Origin of the sequence: Amycolatopsis bartoniae (assembly GCF_014191255.1) — a bacterium.
In the GTDB taxonomy this organism is placed as follows: Bacteria; Actinomycetota; Actinomycetes; order Mycobacteriales; family Pseudonocardiaceae; genus Amycolatopsis_E; species Amycolatopsis_E bartoniae.
On sequence record NZ_JACHWH010000001.1, the window covers coordinates 1,673,724 to 1,688,612 of the forward strand.

General features: G+C 72.9%; 16 protein-coding genes and 1 riboswitch. Of the genes, 7 read left to right on the top strand and 9 right to left on the bottom strand.

All coding sequences use genetic code 11. From position 1 onward, the window contains the following. Window positions 1-61: 61 nt before the first annotated feature. From FHX82_RS08075 to FHX82_RS08085, 3 genes are read right to left on the bottom strand one after another with little or no spacing between them, the layout of a single operon-like run. Window positions 62-457 (bottom strand): (deoxy)nucleoside triphosphate pyrophosphohydrolase, encoded by a 396-nt coding sequence (locus FHX82_RS08075; protein ID WP_145935898.1) that lies wholly within the window; start codon window positions 455-457, stop codon window positions 62-64. A gap of 2 nt (window positions 458-459) precedes the next feature. Next, entirely contained in the window at window positions 460-1,758 is a 1,299-nt protein-coding gene (locus tag FHX82_RS08080; protein WP_145935899.1) for a sensor histidine kinase, read from the bottom strand. 14 nt (window positions 1,759-1,772) lie between these two features. After that, the gene (locus FHX82_RS08085) at window positions 1,773-2,477 is read right to left on the bottom strand and encodes a response regulator transcription factor (protein ID WP_229880483.1); all 705 of its coding nucleotides are present in this window, start codon (window positions 2,475-2,477) and stop codon (window positions 1,773-1,775) included. 145 nt (window positions 2,478-2,622) lie between these two features. Between FHX82_RS08085 and FHX82_RS08090 the strand changes: the two genes are divergently transcribed. From FHX82_RS08090 to FHX82_RS08100, 3 genes are read left to right on the top strand one after another with little or no spacing between them, the layout of a single operon-like run. Then, a complete protein-coding gene (locus FHX82_RS08090; protein WP_145935878.1) occupies window positions 2,623-3,672 on the top strand; it encodes a LolA family protein in 1,050 nt (349 codons plus the stop codon). Further along, entirely contained in the window at window positions 3,669-4,679 is a 1,011-nt protein-coding gene (locus tag FHX82_RS08095; RefSeq protein WP_145935879.1) for an ABC transporter ATP-binding protein, read from the top strand. The genes FHX82_RS08090 and FHX82_RS08095 overlap by 4 nt, the downstream gene beginning before the upstream one ends. Continuing rightward, the gene (locus tag FHX82_RS08100; protein ID WP_145935880.1) at window positions 4,676-5,539 is read left to right on the top strand and encodes an ABC transporter permease; all 864 of its coding nucleotides are present in this window, start codon (window positions 4,676-4,678) and stop codon (window positions 5,537-5,539) included. Before FHX82_RS08095 ends, FHX82_RS08100 begins: the two co-directional genes overlap by 4 nt. On the opposite strand, the gene FHX82_RS08105 is transcribed toward FHX82_RS08100, so the two are convergent. Genes FHX82_RS08105 through FHX82_RS08120 form a run of 4 tightly spaced genes read right to left on the bottom strand, consistent with a single transcriptional unit; the run spans window position 5,520 to window position 9,980 of the window. Next, the gene (locus FHX82_RS08105) at window positions 5,520-6,338 is read right to left on the bottom strand and encodes an inositol monophosphatase family protein (protein ID WP_145935881.1); all 819 of its coding nucleotides are present in this window, start codon (window positions 6,336-6,338) and stop codon (window positions 5,520-5,522) included. The genes FHX82_RS08100 and FHX82_RS08105 overlap by 20 nt on opposite strands. Continuing rightward, window positions 6,335-7,342 (bottom strand): ABC transporter ATP-binding protein, encoded by a 1,008-nt coding sequence (locus FHX82_RS08110; RefSeq protein WP_145935882.1) that lies wholly within the window; start codon window positions 7,340-7,342, stop codon window positions 6,335-6,337. The genes FHX82_RS08105 and FHX82_RS08110 overlap by 4 nt, the downstream gene beginning before the upstream one ends. After that, window positions 7,342-8,937: an ABC transporter permease gene (locus FHX82_RS08115; protein WP_229880481.1), complete on the bottom strand. Its 1,596-nt coding sequence runs from the start codon at window positions 8,935-8,937 to the stop codon at window positions 7,342-7,344. The genes FHX82_RS08110 and FHX82_RS08115 overlap by 1 nt, the downstream gene beginning before the upstream one ends. Then, window positions 8,934-9,980 (bottom strand): thiamine ABC transporter substrate-binding protein, encoded by a 1,047-nt coding sequence (locus FHX82_RS08120; protein ID WP_145935883.1) that lies wholly within the window; start codon window positions 9,978-9,980, stop codon window positions 8,934-8,936. Before FHX82_RS08120 ends, FHX82_RS08115 begins: the two co-directional genes overlap by 4 nt. 23 nt (window positions 9,981-10,003) lie before the next feature. Continuing rightward, window positions 10,004-10,117, bottom strand: a riboswitch (TPP riboswitch). Window positions 10,118-10,149: 32 nt separating this feature from the next. Between FHX82_RS08120 and FHX82_RS08125 the strand changes: the two genes are divergently transcribed. Together FHX82_RS08125 and FHX82_RS08130 are read left to right on the top strand one after the other, a co-directional pair. Continuing rightward, window positions 10,150-10,440, top strand: coding sequence for a 4a-hydroxytetrahydrobiopterin dehydratase (locus FHX82_RS08125; RefSeq protein WP_145935884.1), 291 nt, complete (start codon window positions 10,150-10,152; stop codon window positions 10,438-10,440). Window positions 10,441-10,503: 63 nt separating this feature from the next. Then, window positions 10,504-10,770 (top strand): hypothetical protein, encoded by a 267-nt coding sequence (locus tag FHX82_RS08130; protein ID WP_145935885.1) that lies wholly within the window; start codon window positions 10,504-10,506, stop codon window positions 10,768-10,770. 247 nt (window positions 10,771-11,017) lie between these two features. On the opposite strand, the gene FHX82_RS08135 is transcribed toward FHX82_RS08130, so the two are convergent. Continuing rightward, window positions 11,018-11,452, bottom strand: a complete 435-nt coding sequence (locus tag FHX82_RS08135) for a cytidine deaminase (protein ID WP_145935886.1) — start codon at window positions 11,450-11,452, stop codon at window positions 11,018-11,020. Window positions 11,453-11,473: 21 nt separating this feature from the next. Continuing rightward, complete coding sequence (ychF, locus tag FHX82_RS08140) at window positions 11,474-12,556, bottom strand: redox-regulated ATPase YchF (RefSeq protein ID WP_145935887.1); 1,083 nt, start codon at window positions 12,554-12,556, stop codon at window positions 11,474-11,476. A gap of 333 nt (window positions 12,557-12,889) precedes the next feature. Between ychF and FHX82_RS08145 the strand changes: the two genes are divergently transcribed. After that, a complete protein-coding gene (locus FHX82_RS08145) occupies window positions 12,890-14,359 on the top strand; it encodes a DNA-3-methyladenine glycosylase 2 family protein (protein ID WP_145934038.1) in 1,470 nt (489 codons plus the stop codon). Window positions 14,360-14,379: 20 nt separating this feature from the next. Next, on the top strand, window positions 14,380-14,889 hold the full coding sequence (locus FHX82_RS08150; protein WP_145934039.1) for a methylated-DNA--[protein]-cysteine S-methyltransferase: 510 nt from the start codon (window positions 14,380-14,382) through the stop codon (window positions 14,887-14,889).

The following is a 14,889-nucleotide window of genomic DNA, read 5'->3' on the forward strand; positions in this document are numbered from 1 at the left end:
CACGTAGGGCTGCCGTCCTTGATGATGACGCCAGGTCGCCGGGGTGAACGACCTCAGGCCCCTAGTTCACACCTTCGAGCAGCTCGTGCAGTGCGGGAAGCAGCTCCAGGTCCGCGGGCAGCCAGCGGAGGCCGTCCAGCGCCGAGGCGGTGACCCACCGGAGTCCCTTGTGCTCCAAGGCTTTCGGGCGCGCCTTCGGGTCCACCAGCCGGGCGGCGTACACGCGCAGCACCAGGTTCGAGCGCAGCGGGACGTCGTTCCCGACCCGGTCGCCCACGGTGATCTCGACGCCGAGCTCCTCGACGCACTCGCGGCGCAGCGCCTCCGGCTCGGTCTCCCCGGGTTCGACGCGACCGCCCGGCAGCTCCCACCGGCCCGCCACCTCCGGCGGATACGCCCGTTGCTGGGCGAGCAGGGCGCCGCCCCGCACGATGGCCGCCCCGACGATCACTCGCACCTTCACGAAGCGGAGACGTTACCGGCCCGCCGCCACGTCACCTGGAAGCGGGCACCGCCCTCCGGCGACTCGCCGACGGTCACCCGGCCACCCCGTCGCCGCACCGCCTCCGCGACCATGGCGAGCCCGAGCCCGCTGCCACCCGAGGTGCGGGACCGGTCGTCCGCCACGCGGTAGAACCGGTCGAACACGCGGTCCCGGTGTTCCGGTGGCACGCCGGGACCGTCGTCGTCGACGACCACGCGCACGCTCGTGTGCCCGGGCACCACGGACACCACGACCTGCGAGCGCGCGTACCGGCAGGCGTTGCGCAGCAGGTTGTTCAGCACCAGTTCGACTTCCGGATGAGCCGCGTGCGCCCACGCCGACCCGACGACCCCGTTGACGCGGGCGGTGGGCGAGCCCGGCGGTAAGCGCTTCACCGCCGCGCGCGCCTCCGTGACCAGTTCAACGGGCTCGGCGGGCGGCAGCTCCCCGGCGTCCGAGCGGGCCAGCGCCAGCAGCTGGTCCAGTAGCGCGGACAGCCGCTCGGCCTCGGCGAGGACGTCGGCCAGCGTCTCCTGCGCGAGCTCCGGGTCCGGGTTCGCGACCGCGACCTCGGCTTGCACCCGGATCGACGCGACGGGCGAGCGCAGCTCGTGCGCCGCGTCCCCGGTGAACCGCCGCAGCCGCCTGCTCACCTCCTCCTGCCGGGCGAGCAGCGCGTTGAACTCCACCGCCAGCGCCCGCAGCTCGTCGTGCGCCTCCGGCACCGGCAGGCGCTCACCGGACGGCAGCGCCCGCACCGAACGGCGCATCCGAGCGACCGGGCGCAACGCCATCCGCACGACGAACCACGTCGCGACGGCGGCGAGCACCGCACCGGCCAGCGCCACCCACAGCAACCACCTCGACCACTTGTGGGCCGCGGAGTCCAGCCCCACCAGCCCGGTGCCCGCGACCACCAGCCGCAGCGACCCGTCCGGCGCGGGTACCACGCTGCCCCGCCACAACATCGCTCCATTGTGGACGGACTGGCCCGCGTTCAGCGCCCGGACCTCGCCCTGCCCGAGACCCCGCACCGGACCACCGCCGTCCAGCGGAGCCCCGGCCGTGTCGAGCACGCGCAGCAGCACGCCGTCCACCGGCGCGGGCGCGTGCCCGGCCGAGACCGCGGCGCCCGCCGTGCCGAGCGCGACGCCCAGCTCGTCGTCCACCGAGGCCACCTGCAGCGGGCCGAGCCCGCGTCCCGCGAACAACGCCAGCCCGAGCAGCACCGCGAACGTGACGACCGCCGCGGGCACGGTGATGCGGAGCCACATCGGCCAGCGCGTGATCACCCGGGCAGGACCTCGTCGAGCTGCGCGTCGGACGCGAGGTAGCCGTGCCCGCGCACGGTCCGCACGAGCGCCCCCGCGCCGACGGCGTCGAGCTTGCGCCGCACGTACCCGACGTACACCTCGACGACGTTGCGCGTGGCCGCCTGCTCGTCGCCCCACACCGCACGCAGCAGCTCGTCCTTGGTGACCACCGTGCCCGCGCGGCCGACGAGCACCTCCAGCAGGCCGAACTCACGCGGGCTCAGCGCCACCGGCTCGTCGTGCCAGCGCACCTCGCGGGTCGCGCGGTCGACGACGAGCCCGCCGATGCGCACCGGGCCGCGCACGGACTCGGTCTGCGCCCGGCGCAGCACCGCGCGGACCTGCGCCACCAGTACGACGAACGAGAACGGCTTGACCAGGTACCCGTCGGCGCCGAGGTCGAGCCCGTCGGCCTGGTCGACCTCGCCGTCCTTGGCCGAGATCAGCAGCACCGGCGTGCGGATCCCCTGCGCGCGCAGCTGCTGCAGCACGCGGTAACCGGACAGCCCGGGCAGCATGATGTCGAGCAGCAGCACGTCGAAGGACCCGGTCTGCGCCAGCCGCAGCCCACCGGGACCGTCGGCGGCGGTGATGACCTCCATCCCCTCCGCCCGCAGTCCGCGGTGCAGCGCCTTGCGCACACCGGGCTCGTCGTCCACCACCAGCACCCGAGGCTTCACGCTGCCCAGGATGCACGGTTTTCGCTGGCCGCGCGGCCGTTCTCAGCGGTCTCTCAGCGTCTCAGGGCGGTCTCAGGAGCAAGGCGGGAGCGTTTGTGCCGGGATCGGAGCACACTGGTGCTCGCCGGACACAGGGAGAGTTTCCATGCGAACGAAGACGAAGGCCATCACCGCCGCGGTGACGGGCTCGGCGCTGGGGGCGGCCGGGCTGGCGTGGCTCGCGATGCCCGCGAGCGCGGGCGAGGCGCCGGAGCTCCCGCCGATCGGCGCGGAGGAGCTGGTGCAGTCGGTGATGGCGACGAAGACGCCGGCGCTGGATGGCACCGTCCAGGTGGAGAACAACCTGGGCCTGCCCACCACGGCGCTGCCCGGTGGCATGAGCCTGAACCTCGACGCCGCGCACGTCTACAACGACGGCAACGGCAACGCCAAGCTGTCCATCGAGCAGGGCGCGAACGACACCACGGTGGTGCGCAACGGCACCACGGTGTGGACGTACAACTCGGCGAAGAACACGGCCACGAAGACGACGGTCACGGACGAGCAGCCGCCGGCGCAGATCCCGAGCGACCCGGCGGCCGCGGCGACCCAGCTGATGGCGAAAGTCCGGGAGAGCAGCACGGTCGCCGTCGAGGGCACCGCGCGCGTGGCGGGCCGGGCGGCGTACGAGCTGGTGCTCACGCCGAAGCCGACCGAGCACACCGTGCTGCGCGAGGTCCGGATCGCGGTCGACGCGGAGAAGCGCGTGCCGCTGCGGCTGGCCGTGCTGGCCTACGGCTCGGCGGACCCCGTGCTGCAGGTCGGGTTCAGCGACATCGAGTTCGCGTCGCAGCCCGCGAGCGAGTTCCAGTTCACCCCGCCGCAGGGCGCGAAGGTGACCGAGGAGCAGGCGCAGCTGCCGAAGCGCCCGGAGACCGCCGACTCGGTGGAGGTCGTCGGCGACGGCTGGGACTCCGTCGTCACGGGCACCTTCCCGACCGACGCGCTCACTCCGAAGCAGGGCCCGAAGCACGGCGGCGCGGACGCGAACCCGCAGCAGCTGCTGAGCCGCTTCGGCAAGCCGGTCAGCGGCGCCTTCGGCAACGGCTGGGTGATCAGCACGAAGGCCGGCAGCGCGCTCATCACCGCCGACGGCCGGTTCGCGGCCGGTGCGGTCACCGAGCAGACGCTGGTCGACGCGCTGAGCGCGAAGTGACCACCTCTTCGGACCTCGAACTGGGGGCGGGCGTGGACGCGCCCGCCCCGGCTCCGGTGCTCGCGGCGCGGACCAGGGGGTTGCGCAAGGTGTACCGGAGCGCGGTCGCGGTGGACCAGGTCGATCTGGACGTGCCCGCGGGCGCGGTGCTGGGCATGCTGGGGCCGAACGGCTCCGGCAAGACCACCACGATCCGGATGCTGCTCGGCCTGGTCCGCCCGACCGAGGGCGAGGTGGAGCTGCTGGGCAGGCGCATGCCCGATCAGGCGGCACACGCGTTGCCGGATGTCGGCGCGCTCGTCGAGGGGCCGGGTTTCCACCCGTTCCTGTCCGGCAGGGAGAACCTGCGCCGGATGGCCGCCGCGGAGCCGCGACTGTCCGTTTCGGACATTCCGAGGGCGGTCGAGGACGCGCTGGAGCGGGTCGGCCTCGGCGCCGCGGCGCACCGCCGGTACCGCGGGTACTCGCTGGGCATGAAGCAGCGCCTCGGCCTGGCCGGGGCACTGCTGGTGCCGCGCCGGATGGTGGTGCTGGACGAGCCGACCAACGGCCTCGACCCGGCGGGCACGCGGGAGATCCGCAAGATCATCGGGGAGCTGCACGCCGAGGGCGTGACGGTGCTGGTGTCGTCGCACCTGCTCGCCGAGGTGGAGGCGACGTGCACGCACGTGGCGGTCCTGCACGACGGCAGCGTCGTCGCGCAGGGCGAGCTGGCCGAGCTGCTGGAGTCCGGCAGCCCCGGCCTGCTGGTGTCCACTCCGGACGGTGACCTGGCACTGGAAACCCTGCGGGAGAACCGGATTCCCGGTCGTCTCGTGCCGGAGGGCGTGCGCGCGGACCTCACGGCGGCCACCGCACCGCAGGTGGTCGAGGCGCTCGTACGGGGCGGGGTCGCGGTGCACGAGGTCAAGCGGGAGCGCACCGGGCTCGAAGACCTGTTCGCGCGGCTGACGGAACACGGGGCTGACGGCGCGGGGCTTCCGGAAGTCGACGAGGTGACGGCATGACGACTGCGACAATGACCGCGGCACCCGCGCAACGGACCACCGTGCCGCTGCTGCGCCTGTACCGCGCGGAGCTGCGCTGGATCTTCCGCCGGCCGCGCACGCTCGTCGTGCTCGGGCTGCTCGCGTTGATCCCGGTGGTCGTCGCGATCGGGCTCGCCATCGGCCGCTCGACGGACCAGGGGCCGGGCAACGGCGGCGTCGCGTTGTTGACCACCGCCGCCGCCAACGCGCTGGTGCTGCCCATCGCGGTGCTCGCGGTGACCCTGAACCTGCTGCTGCCGCTCACCACCGCGATGTCGGCGGGCGACGCGGTGGCGGGCGAACTGGCCCACGGCACGCTCCGCGGCTGGCTGATCGCGCCGGTGAGCCGCGGCCGCCTGCTCGCGGTGAAGGCACTCGGCGTCGCGACCTTCACACTCGCGTCGGTGGCGCTGATGGCCGTGGTCGGCGTGCTCGCCGGGCTCGCGATCAACGGCACCGGCTCGCTGTACACGCTGTCCGGCAGCACGCTGTCGTTCGGCGCGGCGCTGGGCCACATCGCGATCGCGGTCGGCTGGGTGACGCTGCAGCTGTGGGCGATCGGCGCGGTCGCGCTGGCGGTCTCGGCGTGCACCGAGCACCCGATGCTGGTCGTGGTGTCCGTGCTGGCGGGCACCATCGTGTCGAGCGTGCTGCTCCTGCTCTCGGCGGTCGACTGGCTGCACCCGTTCCTGCTGCCGCAGTCGTGGGACTCGATCACCGACGTGCTGCGGGACCCGATGCCGACGGCCGGGCTCGCGGAAGGCGCGGCCCGGGCCGCCTGCTACCTGGTGATCGGGTTGTCGCTGGCGTACGCCCGGATCACGACGAAGGACGGGTGATCTCCTCGGCGAGCTGCTGCGCGAGGTCCGGGGTCGCCGCGGCGATCCCGGACCAGCGCCTGCTCAGGTCCGGGTCGATCTCGACCGGGCGCCCGTAGGCGTCCACCAGCGCGCCGCCCGCCGCGGGCAGCAGGACGAGCGCGGCCGCGATGTCCATGATGCGGTGGGTGTCGGAACCCGGGTCGGCGAAGGCGTCCAGTGACCCTTCGGCCACCAGCGCGGCTTCGAGGCAGCTGCTGGACAACACGCGTACGCGGGCGGCACGGCGACTGACGCGCACCCACGCGTCCTCGCTCTTCGGGTGCGGACGCAGGAGGCTGACCGCGGCGCCGTCGAGCTCCCGGCGGCCCGTGGTGCGGTACGGCGTGGTCTCGCCGGCCTTCGCGTGCCAGCTGCGGCCGGTGTCGAGCCACGTGGTCAGCGACTCGACCGCCTTGCCGTCCACCGCGACCACCCCGGCGAACGCGGAGAACGGCACTCCGGCGACGGCGTTGGACGTGCCGTCGACGGGATCGACCACGAGCGTCACGGCGGACCCGTTGTCGACGACGCCGATCTCCTCGCTGATCAGGTTGACCCCGTGGCGGTCGACGGTCTCCGCGACCGCCGTGTCGACGAGCTGGTCCAGCCGGGTGGTCGGCGTGCCGTCGGCGCCCATGTCGACCTTCTCGGCGAGCTGCGCGCGGTCGAACCGCCCGCGGGCGTCGCGGAAGGCGGCCACGGCCGCTTGGGCGACGGCGGCGAGGGCGGGGTGGGTACCGGCGGGGATCTCCGGTTCGGGCACAGGCCACTGGATCATGCGCGTCCTTTCCTGGTGACTACGCCTTGATCGTCCAATGCCAGGCGGATTTCGTCACCTGGAGCGAACTCGGCGTCGACGGGGGCGACCGCGTCCACGATGCCTTCTCCCGTCCGCACGCGCAGGCGGACGTGGTCACGCCGGTGGACCCTCGTCAGGACCTCCCCCGCGATGCCTTCGCCCGCCACGCGCAGGGCGTGGGGGCGCAGGCCGACGCGCACCGGTCCGTCCGGTTCGCCGCTTCGGAGCTCGCCGAGCGGGAACCGGACCACTCCGTCCTCGGCGGTTCCGTCGAAGAACGACGTGACGCCGAGGAACGCCGCCGTCTCGTCGTCGGCGGGCCGCCGCCACACCTCGCGCACCGCACCGACCTGGCGGATCTCACCCGCCCGCAGCACGGTGACCCGGTCGGCGAGCGTGAACGCTTCCTCCTGGTCGTGCGTCACGAGCAGCGCGGTGATCTTGGCGTTGCGCAGCACCTCCGCGAGGTCCACGGCGAGCTGCTCACGCAGTCCGGCGTCCAAACCGGACAGTGGTTCGTCCAGCAGCAGCAACCGGGGTTCGGGCGCCAGTGCCCGCGCGAGCGCGACCCGCTGCGCCTCGCCGCCGGACAGCTCCGTCACGCGCCGCCGCTCGTACCCGCTCAGCCCGACGAGATCGAGCAGCCGCGCGACCCGCTCCGCGCGCTCCTTCGCGGGCAGCTTCCGCAGGCCGAACGCGATGTTGCCCGCGACGTCACGGTGCGGGAACAGCTGCCCGTCCTGGAACACCAGGCCGAACCCGCGTTCGTGCACCGGCACCCGCGCGAGGTCCTCGCCGTCCCAGCGGACGCTGCCGGACGCGAGCGGCTCCAGCCCGGTGATGGCCCGCAGGAGCGTGGACTTGCCGGAGCCGGACGGCCCGAGCAGGGCGAGCACCTCGCCGTCGGCGATGTCCAGCTCGGCGTTCCGCACGGCGGTGAACGAGCCGTAGCGGACGGTCAGCCCGTGCACGGACAACGACATCAGAACTCTCCCACCCGGCCGGAGCCGATCCGGTCGATGACGACCACGGCGACTGCCGTCACCAGCATCAGCAGGGCGCAGGCGGCGTAGGCCATCTGGTTGTTCAGCTCGCCGGGCCGCGCGATGAGCGATGCGATCGCCACCGGCAGCGTCGGCGTCTGCGGCCGCGCGAGGAAGCTCGTCGCGCCGAACTCCCCGAGCGCCACGACGAAACCGAAGCCGGCGGCGGCGACCACGGACCGGATCGCGAGCGGCACGTCGATCTCCCGCCACACCCGCAGCGGGCTCGCGCCGAGCGTGGCCGCTGCCTGCCGCAGCCGGTCGTCGATCGAGCGCAGCACGGGCAGCACCATCCGCACGACGAGCGGGATGACCACCAGCGCCTGCGCGAGCGGCACCAGCAGCGGCGAGGTCCGCAGGTCGCCGGGCAGCGCGTCGAGCGTGATGAGGTAGCCGAACCCGACGGTCACGGCGGACACGCCGAGCGGCAGCATCAGCGCCGCGTCCATGCCCTCGGCCAGCCCGTGCTGGAGGCGGCCCGGTGCCCGGCGCAGCGCGACGACGAGCACCGCGGCGGAGACCCCGATGACCAGGGCCAGCACGGTGGCGTCGGTGGCCGTGAGCAGGGAGTTCACCGCCGCGCCCCAGCCGGAGATCTGCAGCGTGCCGTCGTTGCCGGTGCTCGCCAGCGCCCGGTACCCCGCGAGGCTCCAACCGTCCTGAGTGGACACCGAGCGCACCAGCAGCGCGACGATGGGTGTCAGCAGCAACCCGAGCACCGCCACGGCCGCGGCGACGACGGCCCACTCGCCGCCCACCGGCCTCCGCGCGGTTTCCGTGCGGGCGCGCAGTTTCAACGCGGTTTCCCGGCGTCTGCGGGCCGCGGCACCGAGCAGGAGCGAGGCGAGCACCGCGGCGATCTGCACGAGTGACAACGCCGCAGCGCCGCTGAGGTCCAGCAGGTTCTCGGTGCGCAGGTAGATCTCCGTCTCCAGCGTGCGGAACCGGCCCCCGCCGAGCACGAGCACGACGCCGAAACTGGTCGCGCAGAACAGGAACACCACCGCGGCCGCCGACGTGATCGCGGGCAGCAACGCGGGCAGCGTGACCGAACGGAAGGCCCTGGCGCGCGAGGCGCCGAGCGAGCGCGCCGCGTCCTCGGCCCGGGAGTCGAGGTGCGACCACAGCCCCGCCACGGTCCTGGCGACGACGGCGACGTTGAAGAAGGCGTTGGCCAGCACGATCGACACCACCCCGCCCTCCGGCCACAGCGCGCGGAAAGCCAGCCCCACCACCACGGTCGGCAAGACGAACGGCACCAGCACCAGCGTGCGCAGCACCGCCACGCCGGGCAACCGGACCCGCGCGAGCACGAACGCCAACGGCATCCCGGCGAGCACCGCGAGCACGGTCGAGCCCGCGGCCTGCGCCACGGTGAACCCCGCGAGCCGCCAGGTCTCCCCGTCGGCAAGCGCCTTGATCACCTCGTCGCCGGTGAAGCCGCGCTTGAGGATCGCCAGCACCGGCCAGGCGAAGAAGACGACCAGGAACCCGAGCGGCACCAGGGCGAGCAGCCCCAGGCCGGCCCGGCTCACTGGCCGAGCAACGACCGCCACTCGCCGATCCACCGCTCACGCCCCGCCTGCACCTGGTCCGCGGGCAGGCTCGCCGAGTCCTGCGGCTGCGGCGCCGCCTCCGCCCAGCCGGCAGGCAGCGCCACGCCCTGACGGGCCGGGTACACGTACATGTTCTCCGCGACGGTCGTCTGGAACTGCTGCGACAGCAGGAAGTCCACGACCTTGTGCGCCTTGTCGGCCTGCTTGGTGCCCGCCAGCACGCCGGTGTACTCGACCTGCCGGTAGCAGGTGTCCAGCAGGGCCTTGGTGCGAGGCTTGCCGTCGTCGCCGATCTCCGCCGCGGGCGAGGAAGCGTAGGACACCACGATGGGCCGCGGGCCCTTGCCGGACGAGCCGGAGAAGTCCTGGCTGTACGCCTCTTCCCAGCCGCTGTCGGACTTCAGGCCGTTGTCCTTGAGCTTCTGCCAGTACGCCTGCCAGCCCTGCTCGCCGTACTTCGCGATGGTGCCGAGCAGGAACGCGAGCCCCGGCGAGGAGGTCGCGGGGTTCTCGACGACGAGGAGGTCCTTGTAGCGCGGGTCGGTCAGGTCGCCGTAGCTCGTCGGAGCGGGGATGCCCTTCTGCGTGAACCAGTTCGTGTCGACGTTCAGGCACACGTCGCCGAGGTCGACGGCCGAGAGCCGGTGCTCGCTGTCGACGGCGTAGCGCTGCGGCCCGCGGTCGGCCTCGGGGCTGGTGTAGGACTCGAAAACGCCCTCGCTGAGCGCGCGCGACGCGAAGGTGCTGTCGACGCCGTACGCGACGTCGCCGATGGGGTTGGCCTTCGTGAGCACCAGGGAGTTGGTGAGCGCGCCCGCGTCGCCCTTCTTGATGACCGCGATCTTGATGCCGGTCTGCTGCTGGAAGGCGTCGAGCACCTGCTGCGGCGCGGCCCAGGAGTCGTGCGTGACGAGCGTGACGGTGCCGCCGGAGTCCTCGTTCGAGCCGCCGACGAGCGTGCAGCCCGTGGTCAGTGCGGCGGTCAGCCCGAGCACGACGGCCGCGCTCCACTTGCCTCTCATGGCCCCTCCTTGCGCTCACCGGCAGGAAGGGGCTGGGGCCTCCCTGGCGCCGGCATGATCCGGATCAGGTGCGGACGGTCGCGGGTCTGGTCCCGCCTCTCAGCCCGGTTCGGCTCCGGACTCCCGTGGCAACCGTGCAGCGTACCCGGCGGGGCGCCACCATGGAGCAATGGCAGAGCTACTGACCGATGACGAGGTCGCCGACGCCCTGACGAGGTTGCCGCACTGGAAGCGCGAAGGGGACACGCTGGAGCGCACGGCGGAGCTGGGCAGCTTCCCGCAGGCGATCCAGGTGGTCAACCGGGTCGCCGAGATCGCGGAGAGCGTGGACCACCACCCGGACATGGACATCCGCTGGCGCACGGTGGTGTTCCGGCTGAGCACCCACTCGGCGGGCGGGCTGACCGGCAAGGACGTGTCGTTGGCGGCGGAGATCGACGGGGTCGTCGACGCGTTGTGACGTTCGCTACGGCGGCAACATCACGGGCGGTGTCGTGCGTTGCCGGTGTGGAGGGAACGCACGATGTCGAAGATCCTGGTCAAAATTGGCGGAGTGGCGGCGGCGGTCGCCGTGCTGTTCGGGGTGCTGCTGGGCGGCGTGGCGCAGGCCGGCGTCGCACAGGCGGCCGAGCCGAGTGGAACGCAGCAACGCGACACCGCGGCGGTGCAGGTGCAGCCGACGGACGAAACGCGAGCGGTGGTCGTGGGGACGCTGTCGTTCGTGCTGATGGTCGCCCTGGCGGGCGGCGTGCTCTGGTACACCGCCCGCGGCAGACATTCGGCGGAATGATTTGCGTCACAGAGTGCTAACATCGGTGCCTGCCGGGCCGGTTCCACGCGCGGAAGTAATCCGTCCACCAGCCCACTCAGGACCAGCATGAACAGCACTCTGTCGGCCGCCCAGCGCACCTGGGTCACCGCGATCGCCACCACCGTCACCCTGCTGTCCGTGATCCTGCTCGGCGTCGCAGCCTGAGCAGCCCGACCGGCCCTTCCCGCGCCATCGGCGTGGGAAGGGCTTTTTTTCGAGCGATGCCTCAGCGGTGCTCGGCGGTCGACGGCCAGTTGCCGCCGGTGAAGGCGGTGGCCCAGTAGACGGGGTTGAGGTCGGCCAGTGTCCGTGCCCGCCAGCCGCACTCGGCACTGCCATCGGCGACGGCGACCTGAAGGTCGGAACCCCACAGGGCGAGCCGTTCCTGGCAGATGCCGCAAGGAGCGAGCACGCGCACGCCGTTCCCGTTCCGGCTGACGCAGACCGAAGCCGTGATCGCCTCGCCCAACGTGTACGCGCGGCAGATGTTGCCCGTCTCGGCGCACAGGGTGGCGGCGGCGTTGAGGTTGTCCAAGCTGACGCTGGTCAGCACCTCACCACTCGCCAGGTAGGCGGCGGCCGCCACCGCGTGGTCCGTCCGCGGCCAGCGGCGCTCCAGTAGCCCGACCGCGGCGTCCACCAGCCGTTGATCCAGTTGCATTCGCCCAGTGTGGCAAGCGGCTCAGACGTTGAAGCGGAACTCCACCACGTCGCCGTCGGCCATGACGTAGTCCTTGCCTTCCATGCGGACCTTGCCCGCGGAGCGCGCGGCGGCCATCGAGCCGGCCTCCATCAGGTCGTCGTAGGAGACGATCTCGGCCTTGATGAAGCCGCGCTCGAAGTCGGTGTGGATGACGCCCGCGGCTTGCGGGGCGGTCGCGCCCTTGGGGATCGTCCAGGCGCGGGACTCCTTCGGGCCCGCGGTGAGGTACGTCTGCAGCCCGAGGGTGTGGAAGCCGGCGCGGGCGAGGGCGTGCAGCCCGGGCTCGGGCTGGCCGACGGACTCGAGCAGCTCGCGGACGGACTCCTCGTCGTCCAGCTCCAGCAGTTCGGCCTCGATCTTGGCGTCGAGGAAGACGGCGTCCGCGGGCGCGACGAGCTTCGCCAGCTCCTCGCGCTTGGCGCCGTCGGTGAGGACACCCTCGTCGGCGTTGAACACGTACAGGAAGGGCTTGATGGTGAGCAGGCTCAGCTCGCGCAGCAGGCTCGTGTCGAGCTCCTTCTGCGCGGAGAAGAGGGTGCGGCCGCTGTCGAGGATGTCCTTGGCCTGCTGCGCGGCCTCCAGCGCGGGGCGGTGCTCCTTCTTGGTGCGCGCTTCCTTCTCCAGGCGGGGCAGGGCCTTTTCGAGGGTCTGCAGGTCCGCGAGGATCAGCTCGGTGTTGATGGTCTCGATGTCGGACGACGGGTCGACACGGCCGTCGACGTGCACCACGTCCGGGTCGTCGAACACGCGGATGACCTGGCAGATGGCGTTGGCCTCGCGGATGTTGGCGAGGAACTTGTTGCCGAGCCCCGCGCCCTCGGAGGCCCCCTTGACGATGCCCGCGATGTCCACAAAGGACACCGTGGCGGGCACGACCTTCTCGGAGTGGAACATCTCGGCGAGCCTGTCGAGCCGCACGTCGGGCAGCGGCACGACCCCGACGTTGGGCTCGATCGTGGCGAACGGGTAGTTCGCGGCGAGCACGTCGTTGCGGGTCAGTGCGTTGAACAGGGTGGACTTGCCGACGTTGGGCAGCCCGACGATGCCGAGGGTGAGGCTCACGGGCAGACAGTCTAGTTGCGCACCCCGCACACCCGACCCTCCGGTTGCTCGCCGTCCGCACCGGCCCTCGCACGGCCTCTCCAATCCCCAGGCGCATCTCGCCACTGCCGTCACACCGCGCGCTCACACCGCCGCGACCCCTCGGTCCTGCCTCCCCATCTCACGCCAGCCCATTCGCCGCCTCCCACCTACCTCACCGCCGCCCCCACCGGAACCGCCCCGGCCAGGCCGCGCCACCCGCCCCTCACCCCGGCCCGCCGCCCCCACCAGCGCGTCATCGCCATGGCGGATTTCCGCCAGTCATCGCCCTGACCTGCTGGCAGTATCGAAGCCATGACAGCCGTAGCCACCCCCGCCGGGCAGGCGCTCTGGCGTGACGCCGAGCGTTGCTACCGCGCCGTCGCGTCCCGCGACGCCCGCTTCGACGGGCAGTTCATCGTGGCCGTCAAGACCACCGGCATCTACTGCCGCCCGTCCTGCCCGGCGCTGACGCCGAAGGCCGCGAACGTGCGGTTCTACCCGACGTCCGCCGCCGCCCAGGCGGGTGGCTTCCGCGCCTGCCGCCGTTGCCTGCCGGACGCCGTGCCCGGCTCACCCGAGTGGAACCTGCGCGCCGACCTCGCCGCTCGCGCCATGCGCCTGATCGCCGACGGCGTCGTCGAACGCGAGGGCGTGCCCGGCCTGGCCGGGCGCCTCGGCTACTCGGAACGCCAGCTCGGCCGCGTGCTCACCGCCGAGCTGGGCGCCGGCCCGCTGGCCCTCGCCCGCGCGCACCGCGCCCACTCGGCCCGCCTGCTGATCGAGCTGTCCGAGCTGCCCCTGTCCGACGTCGCCTTCGCCGCCGGGTTCGCGAGCGTCCGCCAGTTCAACGACACCATCCGCGAAGTTTTCGCGCGCACGCCATCGCAACTCCGTGCCGCGGCCGCGGCGCGAGGGCGGCCGGACACCGTGCCCACCGACGAACCGACCGGCACGAAGCTCAGCCTCCGGCTGCCCTACCGCAAGCCGTTCGACGCCGGCGGCATCTTCGGCTTCCTCGCCGCCCGCGCCGTGCCCGGCGTCGAGTGGGCCGAGGACGGCGGCTACGGACGCACGCTGCGGCTGCCGCACGGTCCGGCGACCATCCAGCTCACCCCGCAGGACGGCCACGTCCGCTGCGAGCTGCGGCTCGCGGACGTGCGCGACCTCGGCAGCGCGGTCGCCCGCACCCGCCGCCTCCTCGACCTCGACGCCGACCCCGAGGCCGTGCTGCGCGTCCTCGGCGCGGACCCCGCGCTCGCCCCCGCCGTCGACGCGGCCCCGGGCATCAGGGTGCCCGGCGCCGTCGACGGACCCGAACTCCTGCTGCGCGCCATGCTCGGGCAGCAGGTGTCCGTGGCCGCGGCCAGGACGGCAGCGGGCCGCCTCGCCGAAGCCCTCGGCGAGCAGCTCCCGTGGGGCACGCTGTTCCCGACGCCCGAAGCCGTCGCCGAACACGGACGCGACGTCCTCCGCGGCCCCCGCCGCCGGGTCGAGGCGATCAGCACCGCCGCCGAGGCACTGGCGACCGGCGCGCTCGACCTCCACGTCGGGCGCGACCCGGACGAGCTGCGGAAGGAGCTCCTCGCCCTGCCCGGCGTGGGGCCCTGGACCGCCGACTACGTGCTCATGCGCGTCCTCGGCGCGCCCGACCTGCTCCTCGCCGACGACCTGGTGGTCCGCAAGGGCGCCGCGGCACTCGGCATCACCGACCTCACCGATCACGCACAGGCCTGGCGACCCTGGCGGTCGTACGCCGGCATGTACCTCTGGCGAAGCGCCTGACCCCCTCGAAGGAGAACCCCATGAGCACCGCCCACTGGTCCACAATGGACACCCCTGTCGGCCCCTTCACCGCGATCGTCGCCTCCGACGGCGCCGTCCTGTCGTCCGGATGGACCGCCGACCTCGACCAGCTGACCCCGCAGATCTCGCGCTCGCTGCTACCGGGCGAGCTGCGCGAGAAGCGCGACCTCGGTGCGGTGAGCACCGCGATCCGCCGCTACCACGAGGGCGAGCTGGACGCGATCGACGACGTCCCCGTCCGCCAGCGCTCCGGCGAGTTCCTGCAGCACGCCTGGGACGTGCTGCGGACGGTGCCCGCCGGCAAGCCGGTCACGTACAGCGAGTACGCCGCGCTCGCCGGGCGGCCCGCGGCCATCCGGGCGGCCGCGTCCGCCTGCGCCCGCAACGCGGTGGCGCTGTTCGTGCCGTGTCATCGGGTTCTGCGCATCGGTGGCGCGATGGGCGGCTTCCGCTGGGGTGTCGACGTCAAGCGCTGGCTGCTCGACCACGAGTCACCCGAGCTGCGCTGA

Bases quoted from the DNA above. Each gene is read 5' to 3' on its own strand.
- FHX82_RS08080 (WP_145935899.1), bottom strand. From the start codon at position 1,758: ATGTGGCTCCGCATCACCGTGCCCGCGGCGGTCGTCACGTTCGCGGTG.
- FHX82_RS08110 (WP_145935882.1), bottom strand. From the start codon at position 7,342: ATGTCGTTGTCCGTGCACGGGCTGACCGTCCGCTACGGCTCGTTCACC.
- FHX82_RS08130 (WP_145935885.1), top strand. From the start codon at position 10,504: ATGTCGAAGATCCTGGTCAAAATTGGCGGAGTGGCGGCGGCGGTCGCC.
- FHX82_RS08145 (WP_145934038.1), top strand. From the start codon at position 12,890: ATGACAGCCGTAGCCACCCCCGCCGGGCAGGCGCTCTGGCGTGACGCC.
- FHX82_RS08120 (WP_145935883.1), bottom strand. From the start codon at position 9,980: ATGAGAGGCAAGTGGAGCGCGGCCGTCGTGCTCGGGCTGACCGCCGCA.
- FHX82_RS08135 (WP_145935886.1), bottom strand. From the start codon at position 11,452: ATGCAACTGGATCAACGGCTGGTGGACGCCGCGGTCGGGCTACTGGAG.
- FHX82_RS08150 (WP_145934039.1), top strand. From the start codon at position 14,380: ATGAGCACCGCCCACTGGTCCACAATGGACACCCCTGTCGGCCCCTTC.
- FHX82_RS08125 (WP_145935884.1), top strand. From the start codon at position 10,150: ATGGCAGAGCTACTGACCGATGACGAGGTCGCCGACGCCCTGACGAGG.
- FHX82_RS08105 (WP_145935881.1), bottom strand. From the start codon at position 6,338: ATGATCCAGTGGCCTGTGCCCGAACCGGAGATCCCCGCCGGTACCCAC.
- FHX82_RS08090 (WP_145935878.1), top strand. From the start codon at position 2,623: ATGCGAACGAAGACGAAGGCCATCACCGCCGCGGTGACGGGCTCGGCG.
- FHX82_RS08100 (WP_145935880.1), top strand. From the start codon at position 4,676: ATGACGACTGCGACAATGACCGCGGCACCCGCGCAACGGACCACCGTG.